We start from the raw sequence: 17,966 nt of genomic DNA on the forward strand, positions 1-17,966 counted from the left end.
ATTTTTATCTGTATATTTGGCAACTATGGATAAAAAATTCACATTGCCAAAAACTTTATATGTGTACGTATTGAAATTTTAAAATTCATATTTCCGAGAGGGGAATTATAATGATAAAACTTTCATTCGTCACGGACAAAGTTTGTGGAATCTTGAAAATCGATTTACAGGATGGACAGATGTGGATTTATCAAAGAATGGATTAAGTGAAGCGAGAGAAGCAGGAACAATATTAAAAAAGAATGGATATACATTTGATGTTGCGTATACCTCGGTACTAAAACGAGCAATTCGTACATTATGGATTGTACTGCATGAAATGGATCTCACTTGGGTCCCTATACATAACTCATGGAAGTTGAATGAACGCCATTATGGTGCACTACAAGGATTGAATAAAGACGAAACTGCAAAAAAATATGGAGATGAACAAGTTCATATTTGGAGAAGAAGTATAGATGTGAGACCGCCTGCACTTACTGAAGATGATCCTCGATATGAGGCGAACAATCCAAGATATAAAACGTTAAAAAAAGATGAATTCCCATTGACTGAATGTTTAGAGGATACGGAGAAAAGAGTAGTTGATTATTGGCATTCAGAAATTGCACCGTCATTAAAAAGTGGTGAGAAAGTAATTATTTCATCGCACGGTAATACAATTCGTTCGCTAGTGAAATACTTAGACAATCTTTCAAGTGATGGTGTGGTTTCATTAAATATTCCAACTAGCATTCCGCTTGTTTATGAGTTAGATGAAAAATTACATCCGATTCGTCATTATTACTTAAGTATGGATGGAGAAGTACCTGAAGGGGAAATTCCGAAACATATTTCTTTTTAACATGAAAATTTGAAACGCATGCTTGTCTACATATACAATGTAGATTCATGATAAAGTGAAACTTTAATCAGTGGAGGGTGTTCATCCCGCACTGATTATTAGCCTTCACCAATCGGGCTTTTATGGGCAGTTGATCCCTCACCTAACGTCTTTGCTTTCGCTGAATTTTGAGGTGGGGGGTCTTACTGCCCGTTAATGCGGGATAAAAGACGTGGCCTGCTTCTAATGTATATGCGATGGTGCTAACTTTAGAAGGTTGTCCACGTCTTTTGTCATAAAGAGAGCTGTTTGTGCATGTAATGGTATCGTGAGTAGTTTTGGAATGGAGGGTGATGTGATTGACGATCTCTAACATTCGAATTGGCTTATTTATTTTAGCAATCGTCTTTATTGTTCTTGTTTTCTTTTATTGGAGAAATGAAGAGTTGTACGAGGAGAAGAAACAACGAATTCGAAAAACGTGGTACGGTTTGTTCATAACATCAGTCACAGTTTATTTCATGATAAAAGGAATAGATTTAACCCTCTGGAAAAATCTTTTAATGTTTACTGCGATGGTAATTTTCGTTGATATTGCATTCATTTTGACACCAAATATTTCAGAAATATGGGGCGCAAAATTCAGCGATATTGGAAAGACGGTCCAATCAATTAAAAGGTCATTAATTGCTTCAAAAGCAAGAGGAGAAATATATACGACAATTATTCAAAATGTGAATCCAACAGCCTTTGGGACAATGGAATGGCATACGGAAGAGGAATATACAAAAAGCTTAAACACATTTTTAGATTCATATGGGGAAAAGATTGGTGCGAAAATTGTTGTATTTGAAGCGGTGAAGGAATTAAATACAAACTTTCGTGGTATCCGCTCTCAATTTAGTATTATTGTTCCATTAGAACACATCGAGCAATTGAATGAGCAGAAAGCGGTGCAAGTAGAAAATGTCGGAATTATACCAGCAAAAATAGTTAGTGATGTTTTCATTGTTATTGATGGGAAGAAAAATAACCTTCAAGATCGAGATTTTGAAAATGTATATAATTTAACAATTCATCATAGTTATTTTAGTAAATAAGGACAGAATCTTTTTCTGTCCTTTTCACCTATACATAAAGGGAGAACAAATTCAGACAAGCTTGTATAAAATTGGACAATCATTCCTACACTAGCACGTAGAGGTGATTGTAGTGATAAAAGATTATGACAATGATTTTTTTAAAGAAAATAATGAAGATACAACAGATTTCTCTTTAATAAAAGGAGATACTTTGCAGCAAGTAGAAGAGTTAGAAGAAGAATTAAAAAGAAAATGATACGTGTACACTCTGTCTGCATTTGCTATATAATATAAATAAAAGGTTGTATCTTTTTGAAAAGGGGGAGAAGAGATGGCTGAAATAAATGTACAAAATTCTTCGTTTTTTAAAGAAAAAAAGAAGAAGCAAATACAGATTTCTCTCTTGTGAAGGGTGCATTGACTCAAGATGTAAATCGATTAGAAAAATTTATGGAGGACACCCCATATAAGTATATAAAAAAAGATAATTTGTTTATGCACTATTTCTTTTTTTGTTTAAAAATGATTTTATACATATAATACCCAAGAGCTGCAAAAATAAATCCGACAGTAGCACCAACTACTTCTTTCATAAACAATAAGTATAACGAAGCAATAATTAGGGCAAATAATATTAAAAGTAGTATATACTTTGAAATAAATTCTAATCCTTTGTACACTAGTAGAATTACACCTGAAAGAACAGTGATGATAGGTAATATCCTATTTTCAAAAAGGCTTTCCTTTTTTTATTAGAATTCTGTTGTTTATTCAATATAAATATACTCCCGTCTTAAAGGATTAATGTTTTATTAGTTTTTCTATTTCATTTTCGAAAAGATTTTTGGTTAAATAAGTTATATCAAAGGAATCATTTATTATATTTCGAGTTAATAGCCATTGAGTGTTTGGTGATTCAATAACAAAGAATCCATTATCAGAAATAACTTCATCCTTTTTTGTTGTATCTAGACGCATAATAGTATAGATAGACTGCGTTGTTTTTAAATCCTTTATAAAATTCTCAGCATATAAGGAATTAAAGCCATTCTCTATTAACATTGTTTTCCCTTCTTGAATAGACAGTGGGAATAATTCTTCGATATTTTGTACCAGACGGTTTGGGAGAGTTCCTACAATTTTGCTTTCTTTTTCCCCTTCTTGAAATACTATCTGCAATAAATTTTTAGATTCTAAAAATAAACTATCGTCTGAAATTGCTTCAATTTTATGTGCAATACCATCTAAGCTCTGATATGTAACGTTTGAAGTGTTATCAATATATATGTTAGCAGTAGCTTCTAATAATTCTGGAGTCACGATAATATTCAATATGGTTAACCTTCTTATATGAGAAATTATTTTAATCAAAAATATATTAGGTGATAATCCCATTAAAATCTACTTTTATATAATATCAAATATTATTATTAAATAGTAGATTAATATTGGTAATTTTATGATAATTAACAAAAATACAAAAGATAGAATACCAGGTAGAAGTTGAAGATACAAGAGATTTCTCTTTAATAAAAGGAGATACTATGCAGCAAGTAGAAGAATTAAAAAGAAAATGATACATGTACACTCTGTTTGCATTTGCTATATAATATAAATAAAAGGTTGTATTTTTTTATAAAAGGGGGAGAAGAGATGGCAGAAATAAATGTACAAAAATCTTCGTTTTTTAAAGAAAAAAAGGAAGAATCGAATACAGATTTCTCTCTTGTGAAAGGTGCATTAACGGAAAATATAAATCGGTTAGAAAAGCTTATGAATCGTAATAGTTCGAAATATATAAAAGAGAAAAAATAAAAGAAAATGCATAGGCATTTTCTTTTATTTTTTATTCCGTTATTTGCGGATTAATAATTAGTAGGGATGAAACTAATTAAAGTTATAAATTAGTTAACATTAAACTTCTTTTTTACTTTTTCAGGTAAATCTGCTTTCTGAATTTCTTCATAGGATTTCACTTCAATAGATGAAATTTCATTTTTATCTTTATCATCTTGATCTACATAAAGGCTTAAAAACGCGTTTTCATTTAATTTATGGTCGTTTTCTTTTTTAGTACTTCTAAATGTAATTTGTTTTCTTACTCCATCTTCATCATATGCCGGCAATGTGTAGTTCCGTAAGTTTCTACCTTCTATCTTTTCAATAACCCCTTCACCTTTTATCTGTACGTAATATACATCCTTACCGATTCTATTTAGAGAAGCTCTTTCACACCCGATAGTTAAGTTGCGAAATAATAAACTTAGTGTAATAACAGATAAAATTTTTTTCATTTTCATTATCTCCTTTAAATTATGTATTTAAAGTATACGGTTATTTTTTTTATAGAAAAATCGATTTTGATTACAGCACTCTTACAATCTTGTAAGAGTATAGCTTATTTACACTAAATTAAAAAATATGAGGATGGAATGAATAGGTTATAATGAATTTTTGAAATCTTAAAATAAAAGTAAAATAATGAATCATGGTATAATAATAAAGGACGTACATATTATTTTGTCAATTGGAGAGGAGCTTAAAAATGTATTCTACTTTAGAACAATTAACAAAGCACCCTGTATTTTATCATTTTGCAGAAATTTCAAAGATTCCTAGAGGATCAGGTAATGAAAAAGAAATTAGTGATTACTTAGTGAGTTTCGCAAAGGAACATAATTTAGAAGTTATTCAAGACGAAGCATTAAATGTCATTATAAAAAAAGAAGCTACTTCTGGTTATGAGAATGTTCCAGCTATTATCATTCAGGGGCACTCTGATATGGTGTGTGAAAAAAACCAAGCGACAGTTCATGATTTTGAGAAAGATCCAATTGAATTAAGAATTATTGGAGATATGTTATATGCAAACGAAACTACTTTAGGTGCTGATAATGGTATTGCCGTTGCATATGCATTAGCATTATTAGATTCAACAGACATCCCGCATCCAGCTTTAGAAGTTGTTATTACAACTGAAGAAGAAACGACAATGGGCGGTGCATTCGCTGTTGATTCAAATCATTTTGACGGAAAAATATTTATTAATATTGATTCTGAAGAAGATCATAAATTACTAGTGAGTAGCGCAGGTGGTGCGAAAGCAGTTGAAACGATTTCAGTGATTTGGGATGAAGCGTCAGTAGATATGGACACATACCGACTATATGTTGGGGGACTTAAAGGTGGACATTCTGGTTTGGAAATTGATAAACAACGCGGTAATGCGAATAAAGTATTAGGACGAGTTTTACGTGATTTATCACTTCACATTCAGTTTAATATGAGTGAAGTTCATGGCGGCTTAAAAACAAATGCAATTCCGCGTGAAAGTGTAGCTACAATTTTATTACGTGCAGAAGATGTACAGCAAGTAGAAGAAAAACTAAAATCATGGACACGTATGTTACAAGAAGAGCTACGTGCTGTTGATCCGGATGTTCATGTTTCACTTACAAAAGTAGAAGAAAAGGCGGAAAAAGTCTTTTCTAAAGAAACACAAAAACAGCTTATTTCTTCATTATTCTTAATTCCAAATGGTATACAAAGTATGAGCATGGATATTAAAGGTCTTGTAGAAAGCTCAACTAATTTAGGAGTTATTCAAACACTGCAAGATGAGATTAAATTACGAAGCGAAGTGAGAAGTTCTGTAAGTAGCTTAAAACAACATATTGTAGATGAAATTAAGTATATTGCGGAATTAGTAGGGGCAACATTTGAAAAAGAGTCTGAATATCCAGAGTGGCCATATAATCCTAATTCGCCTATCCGTAATTTATTCGAAAAAGTGCACCAAGAAAAATACAGAAAAGATGCTGAAATCTTTGCAGTACATGCAGGAATTGAGTGCAGTGTATTTGTTCAAAAAATGCCTGAGTTAGATGCTATTTCATTCGGTCCAGATATCTTTAATGTTCACACTCCAGATGAACATATTAGTATTTCTTCTGTTGTGAATAATTGGGGATTTTTCGTTGATGTAATGCAGGGAACGAAAGAATTAGCTAAGTAATAAAAGACGGAATAAAAAGCAGCCTAAATTTATAGGTTGCTTTTTTGTATAGAATTTTATGTGAAGCAAAATAATGGCCAAGAAATTTACCTATTGTTGATTTAAAATAAAGTTTGATAAAAAGATCTATTTTGCAGAGTATCTCTTTCTTCAACAATCGGGCCATTTAATTGAATAAGACTACACAAAAAGTCGCTTTCCCGTACCTAAGGAAAACGACTTTTTAGATTGGTTTTTCCCTTATTATCAAGCTTTTTACTTTAAGTTCCTTTGACTAATAAGGTTTACTTCAGTAAAATAAGGTATATTATATTTGTTGAATAGATTCTCTTTAAAGACAAGAAAAGTAGGTGAACAAAGTGGGGAAATATCAATTGGATTACAAAGGTCAGGCAGCTGTGGCAAAGTTTCATGAAAAACAGACGCCTGCCAAATTTGATAAAAAGCAGCAACTTGAAAAATTGCGTGCGGAGTATTTGAAAAAGAAGCAAAAACAAACAGATAAATAATACGTTATGTTTTTCTTTATGTAATGCAAACAAACACAAGAAAATAGGTAAGTTATTCATCGTTCAAATATATACAGGCTATTTTTCAAACCTCTTACTTAATGAACTAAAAAGTCGATTCCTTGAGATGGAAATCGGCTTTTTTAATAAGTGACATTTCCTTAGCGTTGTAAATCCGTATTTTCCTGACGCTACCCCAAGAAGTAATTGAGGATAATGTATCTACCACAGTCGGGCGCTTTAATTGGTAAGGTTCACAAAAATCATCAAACTTTGTTATAAAGGGATGATTCAATTGAATATAGAAAAAGCGTATTTTAATCAATCTTTTTTCAAAACACGCTTTTTCTATTCGCTCTTTTATCAAGGTTTATTAAGTTAAGTTAATTTAATCAAACTTTATTCAAAAGCTACATCTATGTAAAAGTGCTGCTGTAATATTATACCCCCCTTGATAAGGAGAAAGTATTACTACACAAGTGTCATGTGAATTTCATGTACCGTAATTTAAATAAAAAAATAAAGAGTTTCAAAAAAATATAAAATGGTTTTCTTGTCCGCACTCTCGGATTTATTATAACTTGGTTAATTTGACTTGTGTAATTTATTACGTTATGATTTTTCATTATAACTGAAAGGCTTGAAGATAATGATTCGTCGTTTGAAAAAGTTTAAAAATGTCGCTGTCGTATTAAGCTTCTAAGTAAATTGCAAAAATCTACAATACTTAGAAGCGAGGAATATAGTTATGAAGCATCCATTATTTAATCATTGGTCTGAAACAAAGTATTTAAAAGATATAGTAACAAATCCACTCATTGAAGTAGGAGAGTACTCCTATTATTCAGGGTATTATGGAAATCAAAATTTTGAAGATGGTTGTGTAAGGTATTTATGGGGCGATGCTAAGTCCCAAGCACTTTTCAATCCAATTGAACAGATGGGTTGGCATCTTGATAAACTTATTATTGGAAATTATGTTTGTATTGCAAGTGGCGTTATCATTTTAATGGGTGGTAATCATAATCATCACTCAGAATGGATTACAGTGTATCCATTCGCTGAGCAAATAGCACATTCATATGAACCGAAGGGCGATACAATCATTAAAAGTGATGCCTGGATTGGAATGAATACTATTATAATGCCAGGCGTTACAATCGGTGAAGGTGCTATCGTTGCAGCAGGATCTGTCGTAAGTAAAGATGTTCCGCCATATACGATAGTGGGCGGTAATCCTGCTAAGGAAATAAAGAAACGGTTCACTGATACAGAAATGAATATGCTAACGGAAATGCGTTGGTATGATTGGGATAGAGAGTTGATTGAGAAGGCAATTCCTCTTTTATCTAGTCCAGCCATTGAACCATTATTTGCTTTTTATAAAAATGAAGTAAAAAATAAATAAATCAGCTAGAAAAACTACATTCAATATAGGATGTAGTTTTTTTATTATTTGCACTAGAAACAATTATGAAATAATCTCCCCATTATGGTTTAGTTTTTATAAATTATCTTAAGAAAAATTAAGAAATATAACCAGTAGTTCTTAATATGTTTTATTTATAATTCAAATGATTACACAAAATTGTTTCTTCATTTTCCCTTCAAGGTGTTCCATCACGAATTACTCGCCCGGAGGTAGAAAAGGTAGCTTATATGTTAGAAGTTTCAGCGATACTCCAAAAGCATCCACCTGAAGTATCTAGTGGGCAGCAACATGTATACTTGTGCATGAGCCAGCCATTATAAAGTTTATAAAGGCTGCAGCAATGATTCTTTTTTGTGAGATGGCGAAAAGGGATTTTTTATGTGCAATTCATTGTGTTTTCTTAACAAAACACCTAGTGCTTTCTTATCTTAAAGGGGAACATATTTATTACTTAGATTGTCTATTACGTGTATTACTAAAAATGGATATTCAAATTAAATACAATAAATCCCGTTTGATACCTATTTTTATGTATTACAAAAGTATGAAAGGACTTATTATTTTGAAAAATAAAAGGATGTGTATTGGTGGTGGACAAGTTTAATACTTTTACAGATGAAGCATTGCAAGTGGAAATGAAAAAGACATAACTCAAACAGTAGCTTATCAATCATATAAAGGTAGGAGGATATATATGACGAAACCAGTTGTAGACGTGAAAAACGTTCAAAAAGTGTACGGTAAAAAAGCTGAGAATCAATCACACGCATTAAAAGGTGTTTCATTCTCGATTCAAGAGGGGGAGTTTGTCGGTATTATGGGGCCATCTGGTTCTGGCAAAACAACATTATTAAATGTAATTTCGACACTTGATAAAGCGACAGGTGGTGTTATTAAAATTGCAGGAACGGATATTACGAAAATGAAACAAGGTGAGCTTTCAGATTTCCGTTCACAAAAATTAGGGTTCATTTTCCAAGATTTTAACTTATTAGAGAACTTATCTATTTATGAAAACATTGCACTTCCACTTTCCCTTCAAGGTGTTCCATCACGAAATATTGGGCCGAAAGTAGAAAGGGTAGCTGATATGTTAGGAATTTCAGCAATACTTCAAAAGTATCCATCTGAAGTATCTGGTGGACAGAAACAGCGTTCAGCAGCAGCACGTGCACTTGTGCATGAGCCGGCAATTATTTTAGGGGACGAGCCAACAGGAGCTCTTGATTCTAAAAATGCAACAAGTTTACTTGATGCAATGACAAACTTAAATAAAGAACAAGGTGTATCTATTATGATGGTTACACATGATCCATACAGTGCAAGTTACTGTCAGCGTATTTTATTCATTCAAGATGGTGAGTTATATAAAGAAATTCACCGTAATGGTACACGTGAAGAGTTTTACAAAGAAATTTTAGACGTGCTTGCAGACTTAGGCACACAAAAAGCATAAGAAAGGAGGTTTGGGCATGTTATTTAAACTTTCCATGTCAGGGCTAAAAAGTAAGTTACAAGATTATATTGTATTACTTATTGGTCTAATTGTATCTATTTCAACTTTCTATATGTTTCAAACGCTATCACTAAATAAAACGTTCCTTGAATCTAATGCAAACGTTGGTCCTATTGTATTAATATTCCAAATAGGTTCCTTTTTATTAGCGATTGTAACATTTTTTTACATTATGTATGCAAACTCTTTCTTATTATCTCTTCGCCAAAAAGAGTTTGGTATGTATATGATGTTAGGAGCAAAAAAGTATAAAGTTACATTACTGATGTTCCTTGAAACAATTGTATTAGGTGCGGCATCACTTGTAATTGGGATCACAATTGGTGTAGGACTTGCAGAAGGTATCGGACAGTTATTAATGAAACAATTGGAGTTAACTGGAGAAGGTTACAAAGCTTTGTACATTCCATCTATGGTTGCTACTTGCATCTTCTTCTTTGCATTATTTGTACTATCAGCAAGTATGAATAGTATTAAATTATCACGTATTTCTGTATTACAACTTGTACATGCAGATGCACAAACAGAGCGTGTCGCGGTAAAAGGAAAAATGACAGTTGTAGTTGCATTCCTTGGTCTGATTTTGTTAGGTATTGGTTATGCATCACTGCTCTATATACCACAGGCAAAAAATCTAGGAACCGTTCCTACATTAATGGCTCTTGGATTAATCGCAGCAACTGTTAGTACTTACATGTTGTTTGGATCACTTCTCCCAGTTATGATTAAAAAATTAAAAAGTAATAAAAAGCGTAGTGAAAAAAGGCTTAATGCTTTTACCTTTGCTCAATTAAACTTCCGCATTAATGGCCTAACAAATGTGCTTGCGACGGTAGCGATCTTAGTAGCCCTTGGAGCAGGTGGAATTGCGTGTGGTATGGCATTTAAAAATGACGTTTTAAAGCAGACTGATAAAGGAACAATTTACGATTCGGTAGTTCATAATCCAACAGCAGAAGAAAAGAACATTTTGAGTAGTATTTTATTTCAAGAGAAACTTGAATATCGTTACAAAGTAGATGATAAGTATGTTTATTATATAAAAGAAGAGCTAGAGAACAATCGTCCTTTAGTAAAAGATAGAAAAAATGAGAAGATAATGAAAGTTTCAGAAGAGATTCCCATGGATGCATTTGCATTGTCAAGACAATGGGGTAAAGAGGATGCGGAATCAAAACAATGGAGAGAAGCTTTCGAAACAATTCAGCCAAATTATATACATCCTGATCATAAAATAAAAATTGTAGATCAAAACATATACGATAGTATGAAAGATACAGAAAATACGGTGTTTATTGGGAAAACAGATGTTTTTGGAGCATACGTAAAAGAATGGAAAAAAATTGATGAATTGCAGGTAGTTAAATATAAAAATGTGAAAGTGGAAGAACTGGATAGTAAGTATCAAACATATAAGGCGAATCAAAGTTTTTCCAGCGGACTAATGTTTATGGGGTTCTTCGTTGGAATTGCGTTTTTAGCAATGATGGCAAGTTGCTTAATGTTTAAAATTCTATCTGGCGCATCTAAAGATAGTATACGTTATCAAATGCTTCGTAAAATTGGTGTTCGCCGGGAATTATTAACACAATCGATTTATAAGGAGTTATCCTTCGTATTCTTAGTCCCAGCAATTATCGGTATTGTTCACATATTAGTTGGTATGAATATGTTTGGCCCTCTTTTAATCGATCCGTATTTTCGAATTTGGTTACCAATTGTTATTTTCATAGTGATTTACTCGATTTACTACTGGATTACAGTTCAATTGTATAAAAGAATTGTACTTCCGAAAGAAGGTTAATGTAATAATGTTATGTATACTAAGTATCATCATAATTGGCCCCCGTTATGATGAAGGGAAAGGAAGTGGGAAAATAGTATCGTTCCTACATTGAGTACTACTTTAACCTTATTTGTAGGAACTCTTGCACTATCCCCTTACAATAAAATTGAATAATCATCCCATATTAATTGTTAACTATAACCGGAATTTTGACAGGATGGAACAATTATCAAAATAATATCTTGTATAAATTGTGTCTATTATAGCTATTATTTAAAATTGGGTCTGCACCAAAAGAGTGTAAATAAACATAAAACTTGTAAACCTTATTCATCATAAGGATTATCGTTTTAGAAAAGGAGTGTGTGTTGAAAAAATTTTTAAAGGTAATTTTAATCTTATTAGTAATATTTATAGGAATTATGTTGGGAAGCATAATTTTAAATAAAACATATCATACAGAGTTTAAGTCTTTAGATAACACGGATCAAAAGATGTTAAAAGAATTAGCTACTATTTATAAGAGCTTTGAAGAATCGAGTGATAAACTTTGGAATGAAGATTATCGCTTCGAAAAAATGCCATTGGTTCTGATACGTAGTAATAAAGACGGGGGATTCTTTAGATAAGAAGCTTATGCAGTTAATGTAACGGGATTAGAAAATAGTATTTTTGCAAAGGAAATAAAATTCTCAAATTCTCTGCATCTACCTAAAGTCTATCGCTTAACTCGTTTTGATTTTAGAACTATTTCTACCTGGTTTCCTTGGAACTTTGGGACAATAAATATTAATGATATGGATGTATTTTATTTAAAATATCATCCTAAAATGTTTAGTAATCCAGATTTATATTTTGATTTTTCATCTTTCTTATTACATGAAGGTTTTCATGCTTATAAACAAAAAGATTGGACATATGATGCAAATGGTGGAGAGTTTATTCACGAATATCCGATTAATAAAGAAAATTACGCGCTAATGGGATTAGAATTTAAGCTATTAGATAAAGCAATGATTGATACAAGCCCAGAAAGTATTAATCAGGCATTATATGATTGGACAATTGTACGTAACTATCGCTATAAAAAATGGCCTCAATTAATTGGGGAAACAAAAACTGAAGCAATAGAAGGTTCAGCACGATACTTAGAGTATCGTTATAGTAAGTTAACTGGTGGAAATCTTATGGTACTTGCAAAGAAACAGAAGCCATATCATGTTACTTTTATGGAGGCGTTCAACTTCGTTGCTAATGGACAGGCAGAATCTCCAAAGTTTTTAGAGCGGAATATGAGATATGAGACTGGTTCAGCCCTTGAATTAAGCATGGACAAAGCAAATATTCCATGGAAAGAAGCTATTGAAGATAGTGCAACCAAACAAGGAAAGACACCATATGAAGTATTAAATACGTACTTTAATATAAATAATACGCCCACAATTGAAAATAAAATCAAAGAAATTAAAGAGAACAATGACTATGAAACACTTTTAGAACAAGGAGAAAAACTGGTTAAAATAAGTAACGAGTAAAGAAAATAAGATTTGAAAAAGAATTTCCTTTAATGAGCGTATTGAAGAGGATTCTTTTTTCATTTTATAAGTTATATAAACTACAGGTGTAATCAAAAAAGTTTAATTAAAAGAAGGAATCTCAAAATAATTATTTTTTATTAAAAGCTAAATTTAATGAAGAAGAAAACTTATTAATTGTAAATGGATCTAAAGAAAATTTCGAACAATATTTAAGACATTATCTTTTATACCGATTATGTTATTTTGGCGCTTTTAATTGCAAGTATATACTAAAGAGAGGATAGAAATGTACCACCTGCTTTTGCCTTTAGTTGTTCAATACGAGAAAAATGTGGAGGAATATGATGGAGTCAAAAATTCTTATTGTTGATGATGATAAAGAGATTAGAAATCTTATCTCTGTTTATTTGGAAAATGAAGGTCTGAAAACTCAAAAGGCAGAAGATGCTATTGAAGCTTTAAAATTGTTAGAAGAAAAGAAGTTCGATCTTATTATTTTGGATATCATGATGCCTAATATGGATGGTATTGAAGTGTGTATGAAGATTAGGGAAGAACGAAATATGCCTATTATCATGCTATCTGCAAAATCAGAGGATATAGACAAAATCCAGGGTCTAGCTTCTGGTGCCGATGATTATTTATCAAAACCGTTTAACCCGTTGGAGTTAATCGCTAGAGTAAAATCCCAATTAAGAAGGTTTAAAAAATACAATACGCATACAGATAATAATAAAAGCATCTTAGAAATTGGTGATTTAACCGTGAATACAGATACACGTCAAGTATGGGTAAGAGGAACGGAAGTAAGGCTAACTCCAAAAGAGTTCGATATACTCAAACTACTTGCTCGTAACAAAGGAATTGTTCTCAGTGTTGCAAAAATATATGAAGCAGTTTGGAAAGATGCTTTTTATAAATCGGATAATACTGTCATGGTGCATATTACAAAAATAAGAGACAAAATTGAAGAGGATTCTAAACATCCAATTTATATTAAAACTGTTTGGGGAATTGGGTACAAAATATGAAGAAGGTTAGTTTTAGAAATAAGATAATTATAAAACTTCTTGGTGCTGTTGCAGTTAGTTTTTTTGTTTCGTTTGGTTTAACAATCCTCACTTTTCTATATGTCATAATACCATTAAATCTAAATCACTATCTTGATGATCTTAGTACATTTGAAAATAATATGCTTACATTTCTTATATTCGCGTTAGCAATCTTTACTTTTATAATCATTTTTTTGATATTGGTTCGAAAGAAAATAATATATTTAAAGCTCATTTCTGATAGTGTTAATGATATTGCCAATGGAAAGCTGGGTTTGACAATTGGGATTGAGGGAAAGGATGAATTGACTCATCTTGCTCAAAATATTAATTATATGTCCAAGGAATTGGAGAATACATTTGAACAAGAAAGACAATTGGAACGTACAAAAAATGAACTCATAACCAACGTATCTCATGACTTACGCACACCGTTGACATCTATTATCGGCTATGTAGATTTATTAAAAAGAGGGCAATACGACAGTAAAGCACAATTACAGGAGTATCTCGAAACCACTTATTTAAAATCACAGAGATTGAAATATCTAATTGATGAACTATTTGAGTACACCCGTTTATCAGACATCGATGCTAAGTTAAACATTAACGAAGTTGATTTATCAGGCTTGTTGGAGCAAATAGTTGGAGAATATATTCCTATATTTGAAAAGGCAGGTTTAAGTGTTCAAAAATCAATAACGGAAGAAACAATACCTATTTTCATGGATGTAGAAAAAATGGTACGTGTTTATGAAAATCTGTTTATGAATGCGATAAAGTACAGCATGAAACCATCCGAATTATCAATATGTCTTGAACTAATAGGTAACAAAGCAATTTTGAAAGTATCAAATAAAGTCGAGAAGCCGCCTGTTAGCGATCCTAATAAATTATTTGAAAGGTTTTTCAGGGGTGATAAGGCCAGAAAAGATGATCAAGGAAATGGACTGGGACTCGCTATTTCAAAAAGAATTGTTGAACTTCATAATGGTAATATACATGCAGAATATAAAGTAGGCTGGATGTCCTTTATTGTTGAACATCCAATTAAATAGAATGGCTTATGGAATGAAAGGTTCCATAAGCTTTTTTAAAAACTTAAGAAACTTCTTAAGTTAATAATTCAAGTAGGCCATTCATAGTAGACATGATACTGATAAGTTAATTTGATTTATTATTATAAAGTGATTAATCGAATAAAGGGGAAGTTCATTGATATGAATAATGTAAGAGACGATAGTAAATTTAGCAACCAGTGTGTTTTGGTATTCAACCGGGGCACACTGGTTTTATTTTTTTATAAATGTGGAACAAATGTATTACTTAGATTGTCTATTAAGTGTAATCCTAAAAGATATGAAAGTACAGATCATTTCGAAAAATACAAAGGTATTAAAAAGAGGGATATGTGTGGGAACACTAAGTGTCAGTGTGCCTAAAAGGGTGGGATGAGATGGTCTATATGAAAGTGGTTCTAATGTCTTATATGTATATAGAATTTGATAACGCTGTCTATTTTTTGGAGGATTATGTTAAAATAACGTTTTTTTGAGTACAAAGATATTGGAGGTAACAGAAGTGAAAAGTATGTTTTGCAAGAGATTTATTACAATAGTAACAGTGCTTACACTATTTTGTAGCATGGCCGTTACATTTGGAAGAGCATCAGCGGAAACAGTTCCTGCTATAGACGTAGAAGCAGGGTCAGCAATTTTAGTAGAAGCAAATTCCGGGAAAATTTTATATCAAAAAAATGCAGATGAATCATTAGCAATTGCTAGTATGACAAAAATGATGAGTGAATACTTAGTTCATGAAGCGGTGGATAAAGGAAAACTTAAATGGGATCAAAAAGTTAAAATTTCTGAATATGCATATAAGATTTCGCAAGATCGCTCATTATCAAACGTTCCATTAGAAAATGGTGGCTCTTATACGGTCAAAGAGTTATATGAGGCAATGGTAATCTACTCTGCAAACGGTGCAACAATTGCTTTAGCTGAAGAGATTGCTGGAAAAGAAGTCAATTTCGTGAAAATGATGAACGATAAATCAAAAGAGTTTGGAATGAAAAATTATAAATTTGTAAACTCTACAGGTTTAACAAACCATGATTTAAAAGGACATCACCCAGAAGGGACAACTCCAGACGAGAAAAATAAAATGTCCGCAAGAGATTGTGCGATTTTAGCACAACGTCTTATTCAAGATTTCCCGAAAATATTAGATACAGCAAAAATCCCTAAAAAAACATTCCAAAAGGGTGGCAAGTATCCGATTGATATGACGAACTTTAACTGGATGTTAAAAGGCTTAATTAAGCAATACGAAGGTGTAGATGGGTTAAAAACAGGAACTACTCCAGAAGCCGGAGATTGTTTTACTGGTACAGTAGAAAAAAACGGTATGCGTCTAATCTCTGTAGTTATAAAAGCAAACTCTCATACAGCACGTTTTGATGAAACAAAGAAATTATATGATTATGGATTTGCGAATTTTGAAGTGAAGAAGGTCTATGGAAAAGATTCAGTAGTAAAAGGTCATGAAACAGTGCGAGTAGCAAATGCAAAGGACAAGGATATAGTTGTTCAAACGAAGCAAGCTGTTTCACTTCCAATGCCAAAGAGCAACAAAGACGTTTATAAAAAAGAATTTAAAGTATCGAATAAAGAACAAGAAGCGCCTATTAAAAAAGGTGTAACAATTAGTCAAATGATTATATCGCCTAAAGATATTACAGATCCTGGGTTCTTATCAGGTAAATCATTACAAGTAGACCTTGTAACAAAATCTGAAGTAGAACAAGCAAATTGGTTTACACGTTTTATGCGCGAAATAGGATCTTTCTTTAGCGGTATGTGGAATAGTGCGGTTGATATAGTAAAAGGCTAACTTTGTAGGATAAAACTAAATATTAGCCTGAAATAAAAGGTTTCAAAGTATTATAGATTCTTATGTGGATGGCTTGGAATGGAAGATTGCATTAATTCTCAAATCTGGTTCTTCGGAACTTTCGGTATTGCAATCAAGCTAAGATAAATTTGTATCCATATAATCAAAAAACGCTATTCTTTTTGTAGAAATATACAGAAAGGATGGCGTTTATTATGAATTGTTCGATTCAAAGGGTTCTGGTGCAAGGCTAGTTTAATAAAGTTACATGATGAAAACACATTCATTATTCCATCAAGTGACAATAAAAATAAATACCTGGTACTTATTCCTGTTATTAAATTTTATAAAAATTTAATAAAATCTTTTCTTCTTATTAAATATTTTGTTTTAAATTAATTATATAAAGAAATGGAGGCCGAAAAATGAATTTTTTAAAGAAATTTAAGTATCTTTTTATAGTGTTTATCCCTATGTATATAGTTATTCTTTAATTTCAATCGAATAAAAAAGCAAGGTATTCGAGAAAAAAGTACGGTACCATACAGAGAAAACGCTCTCCCATACAAAAGTAAATTGTACCGAAAGTGATAAAAGCGAATGTTATATGGAGGGAACCCCCTAATAATTTCACCTGAAAATCGGTAATTAATGAAACAAACAATAACAAGATGATACATGATTACGAGTTAATATCCCCAAAAGATAGGATTACTAGTGACAATCTTTGATACTGACAATTGAGGTGACGTCGATGAGAGGGACATTAATAAAAAGTGGAGTATTTATTTTAGTTTTAACAGGAGGGCTATATCTTACAAAATACGCATATGACCATCATACTAACCGAGTTAAAGTAAGAGACACGATTCAACAAATATCAATAGAGCATGGTATACCGCCATGGATTCCTTTATCTATTGCATTCCATGAAAGTAAGTTTGATCGAAACGCAATTGGAGATCAGGGCACATCATTTGGACTGTTTCAGCTTCATCGAGGTGGACTAGCACCTAAAGATTTAACGAACGAAGATTTGAAAAATGCAGAAACCAATACTCGAATTGCAATATCTAATATGATAAATGCATATAACCGTGGTTTACAGCAAAATTTAAAAGGACCAGAGCTATTAAAATATGTTGCTAATACCTCAGGGTGGCCTGGGAATAAGGGTGTTCAATGGACAAATAAGCAGACAGACTATAACGAGGGTTTAGAAAACAGTTTTAAAATGTTTTCTAAACGACAATATGATTTTATAGAATGAAATTTCTTTTTTCTTTCTATTATTATATAACTTATGCCTAAATACGAA

At 31.9% G+C, this 17,966-nt stretch carries 15 protein-coding genes and 3 pseudogenes; 15 read left to right on the forward strand and 3 right to left on the reverse strand.

Annotated features, from left to right (window positions below; genetic code table 11):
* Positions 1-124 precede the first annotated feature (124 nt).
* The 4 genes and pseudogenes from gpmA to JFT95_RS10170 all read left to right on the forward strand — a co-directional run bounded on the left by gpmA (position 125) and on the right by JFT95_RS10170 (position 2,445).
* Positions 125-844 (forward strand): 2,3-diphosphoglycerate-dependent phosphoglycerate mutase, encoded by a 720-nt coding sequence (gene gpmA, locus JFT95_RS10155; RefSeq protein WP_201053631.1) that lies wholly within the window; start codon positions 125-127, stop codon positions 842-844.
* Between the two features lie 338 nt (positions 845-1,182).
* Positions 1,183-1,923 carry a type II toxin-antitoxin system SpoIISA family toxin gene (locus JFT95_RS10160; RefSeq protein WP_002017051.1) on the forward strand — a complete coding sequence of 247 codons (741 nt, stop codon included), beginning with the start codon at positions 1,183-1,185 and terminating at the stop codon, positions 1,921-1,923.
* A gap of 112 nt (positions 1,924-2,035) precedes the next feature.
* On the forward strand, positions 2,036-2,161 hold the full coding sequence (locus JFT95_RS10165) for a hypothetical protein (protein ID WP_002069312.1): 126 nt from the start codon (positions 2,036-2,038) through the stop codon (positions 2,159-2,161).
* A 75-nt stretch (positions 2,162-2,236) separates the two neighbouring features.
* Positions 2,237-2,445, forward strand: a pseudogene (locus JFT95_RS10170) (stage II sporulation protein SB).
* Here the strand turns inward: JFT95_RS10170 and JFT95_RS10175 are convergent.
* Together JFT95_RS10175 and JFT95_RS10180 are read right to left on the reverse strand one after the other, a co-directional pair.
* Positions 2,406-2,585, reverse strand: coding sequence for a hypothetical protein (locus tag JFT95_RS10175; RefSeq protein ID WP_201052116.1), 180 nt, complete (start codon positions 2,583-2,585; stop codon positions 2,406-2,408). The pseudogene JFT95_RS10170 and the gene JFT95_RS10175 sit on opposite strands and share 40 nt — an antisense overlap.
* A gap of 121 nt (positions 2,586-2,706) precedes the next feature.
* Entirely contained in the window at positions 2,707-3,237 is a 531-nt protein-coding gene (locus tag JFT95_RS10180) for a hypothetical protein (RefSeq protein ID WP_201052118.1), read from the reverse strand.
* Positions 3,238-3,558: 321 nt separating this feature from the next.
* On the opposite strand from JFT95_RS10180, the pseudogene spoIISB reads away from it, so the two are divergent.
* Positions 3,559-3,734 (forward strand): annotated as a pseudogene (spoIISB, locus tag JFT95_RS10185) (stage II sporulation protein SB).
* Positions 3,735-3,809: 75 nt separating this feature from the next.
* Here spoIISB and JFT95_RS10190 read toward each other — a convergent pair.
* Positions 3,810-4,199 (reverse strand): YxeA family protein, encoded by a 390-nt coding sequence (locus tag JFT95_RS10190; protein ID WP_201052122.1) that lies wholly within the window; start codon positions 4,197-4,199, stop codon positions 3,810-3,812.
* Positions 4,200-4,450: 251 nt separating this feature from the next.
* Between JFT95_RS10190 and JFT95_RS10195 the strand changes: the two genes are divergently transcribed.
* The 10 genes and pseudogenes from JFT95_RS10195 to JFT95_RS10240 all read left to right on the forward strand — a co-directional run bounded on the left by JFT95_RS10195 (position 4,451) and on the right by JFT95_RS10240 (position 17,918).
* Positions 4,451-5,920, forward strand: coding sequence for an aminoacyl-histidine dipeptidase (locus JFT95_RS10195; protein ID WP_201052124.1), 1,470 nt, complete (start codon positions 4,451-4,453; stop codon positions 5,918-5,920).
* A gap of 359 nt (positions 5,921-6,279) precedes the next feature.
* A complete protein-coding gene (locus tag JFT95_RS10200; protein WP_002069316.1) occupies positions 6,280-6,429 on the forward strand; it encodes a hypothetical protein in 150 nt (49 codons plus the stop codon).
* Between the two features lie 748 nt (positions 6,430-7,177).
* A complete protein-coding gene (locus JFT95_RS10205; protein ID WP_201052126.1) occupies positions 7,178-7,837 on the forward strand; it encodes a CatB-related O-acetyltransferase in 660 nt (219 codons plus the stop codon).
* A 718-nt stretch (positions 7,838-8,555) separates the two neighbouring features.
* A complete protein-coding gene (locus tag JFT95_RS10210) occupies positions 8,556-9,317 on the forward strand; it encodes an ABC transporter ATP-binding protein (RefSeq protein ID WP_201052128.1) in 762 nt (253 codons plus the stop codon).
* Positions 9,318-9,333: 16 nt separating this feature from the next.
* Positions 9,334-11,181 (forward strand): FtsX-like permease family protein, encoded by a 1,848-nt coding sequence (locus JFT95_RS10215; protein WP_113769426.1) that lies wholly within the window; start codon positions 9,334-9,336, stop codon positions 11,179-11,181.
* Positions 11,182-11,531: 350 nt separating this feature from the next.
* Positions 11,532-12,698 (forward strand): annotated as a pseudogene (locus tag JFT95_RS10220) (hypothetical protein).
* A gap of 347 nt (positions 12,699-13,045) precedes the next feature.
* The gene (locus JFT95_RS10225; RefSeq protein ID WP_201052130.1) at positions 13,046-13,732 is read left to right on the forward strand and encodes a response regulator transcription factor; all 687 of its coding nucleotides are present in this window, start codon (positions 13,046-13,048) and stop codon (positions 13,730-13,732) included.
* Entirely contained in the window at positions 13,729-14,811 is a 1,083-nt protein-coding gene (locus tag JFT95_RS10230; protein WP_016101995.1) for a sensor histidine kinase, read from the forward strand. The genes JFT95_RS10225 and JFT95_RS10230 overlap by 4 nt, the downstream gene beginning before the upstream one ends.
* 523 nt (positions 14,812-15,334) lie before the next feature.
* Positions 15,335-16,648: a D-alanyl-D-alanine carboxypeptidase family protein gene (locus JFT95_RS10235; RefSeq protein ID WP_307838403.1), complete on the forward strand. Its 1,314-nt coding sequence runs from the start codon at positions 15,335-15,337 to the stop codon at positions 16,646-16,648.
* Between the two features lie 754 nt (positions 16,649-17,402).
* Entirely contained in the window at positions 17,403-17,918 is a 516-nt protein-coding gene (locus tag JFT95_RS10240) for a transglycosylase SLT domain-containing protein (protein WP_002141806.1), read from the forward strand.
* Positions 17,919-17,966: the final 48 nt, after the last annotated feature.

It is taken from the genome of Bacillus sp. TH17, assembly GCF_016651125.1.
Taxonomy (GTDB): Bacteria; Bacillota; Bacilli; order Bacillales; family Bacillaceae_G; genus Bacillus_A; species Bacillus_A mycoides.

Bases quoted from the DNA above. Each gene is read 5' to 3' on its own strand.
- JFT95_RS10190 (WP_201052122.1), bottom strand. From the start codon at position 4,199: ATGAAAAAAATTTTATCTGTTATTACACTAAGTTTATTATTTCGCAAC.
- JFT95_RS10195 (WP_201052124.1), top strand. From the start codon at position 4,451: ATGTATTCTACTTTAGAACAATTAACAAAGCACCCTGTATTTTATCAT.
- JFT95_RS10205 (WP_201052126.1), top strand. From the start codon at position 7,178: ATGAAGCATCCATTATTTAATCATTGGTCTGAAACAAAGTATTTAAAA.
- JFT95_RS10210 (WP_201052128.1), top strand. From the start codon at position 8,556: ATGACGAAACCAGTTGTAGACGTGAAAAACGTTCAAAAAGTGTACGGT.
- JFT95_RS10215 (WP_113769426.1), top strand. From the start codon at position 9,334: ATGTTATTTAAACTTTCCATGTCAGGGCTAAAAAGTAAGTTACAAGAT.
- JFT95_RS10225 (WP_201052130.1), top strand. From the start codon at position 13,046: ATGGAGTCAAAAATTCTTATTGTTGATGATGATAAAGAGATTAGAAAT.
- JFT95_RS10230 (WP_016101995.1), top strand. From the start codon at position 13,729: ATGAAGAAGGTTAGTTTTAGAAATAAGATAATTATAAAACTTCTTGGT.
- JFT95_RS10240 (WP_002141806.1), top strand. From the start codon at position 17,403: ATGAGAGGGACATTAATAAAAAGTGGAGTATTTATTTTAGTTTTAACA.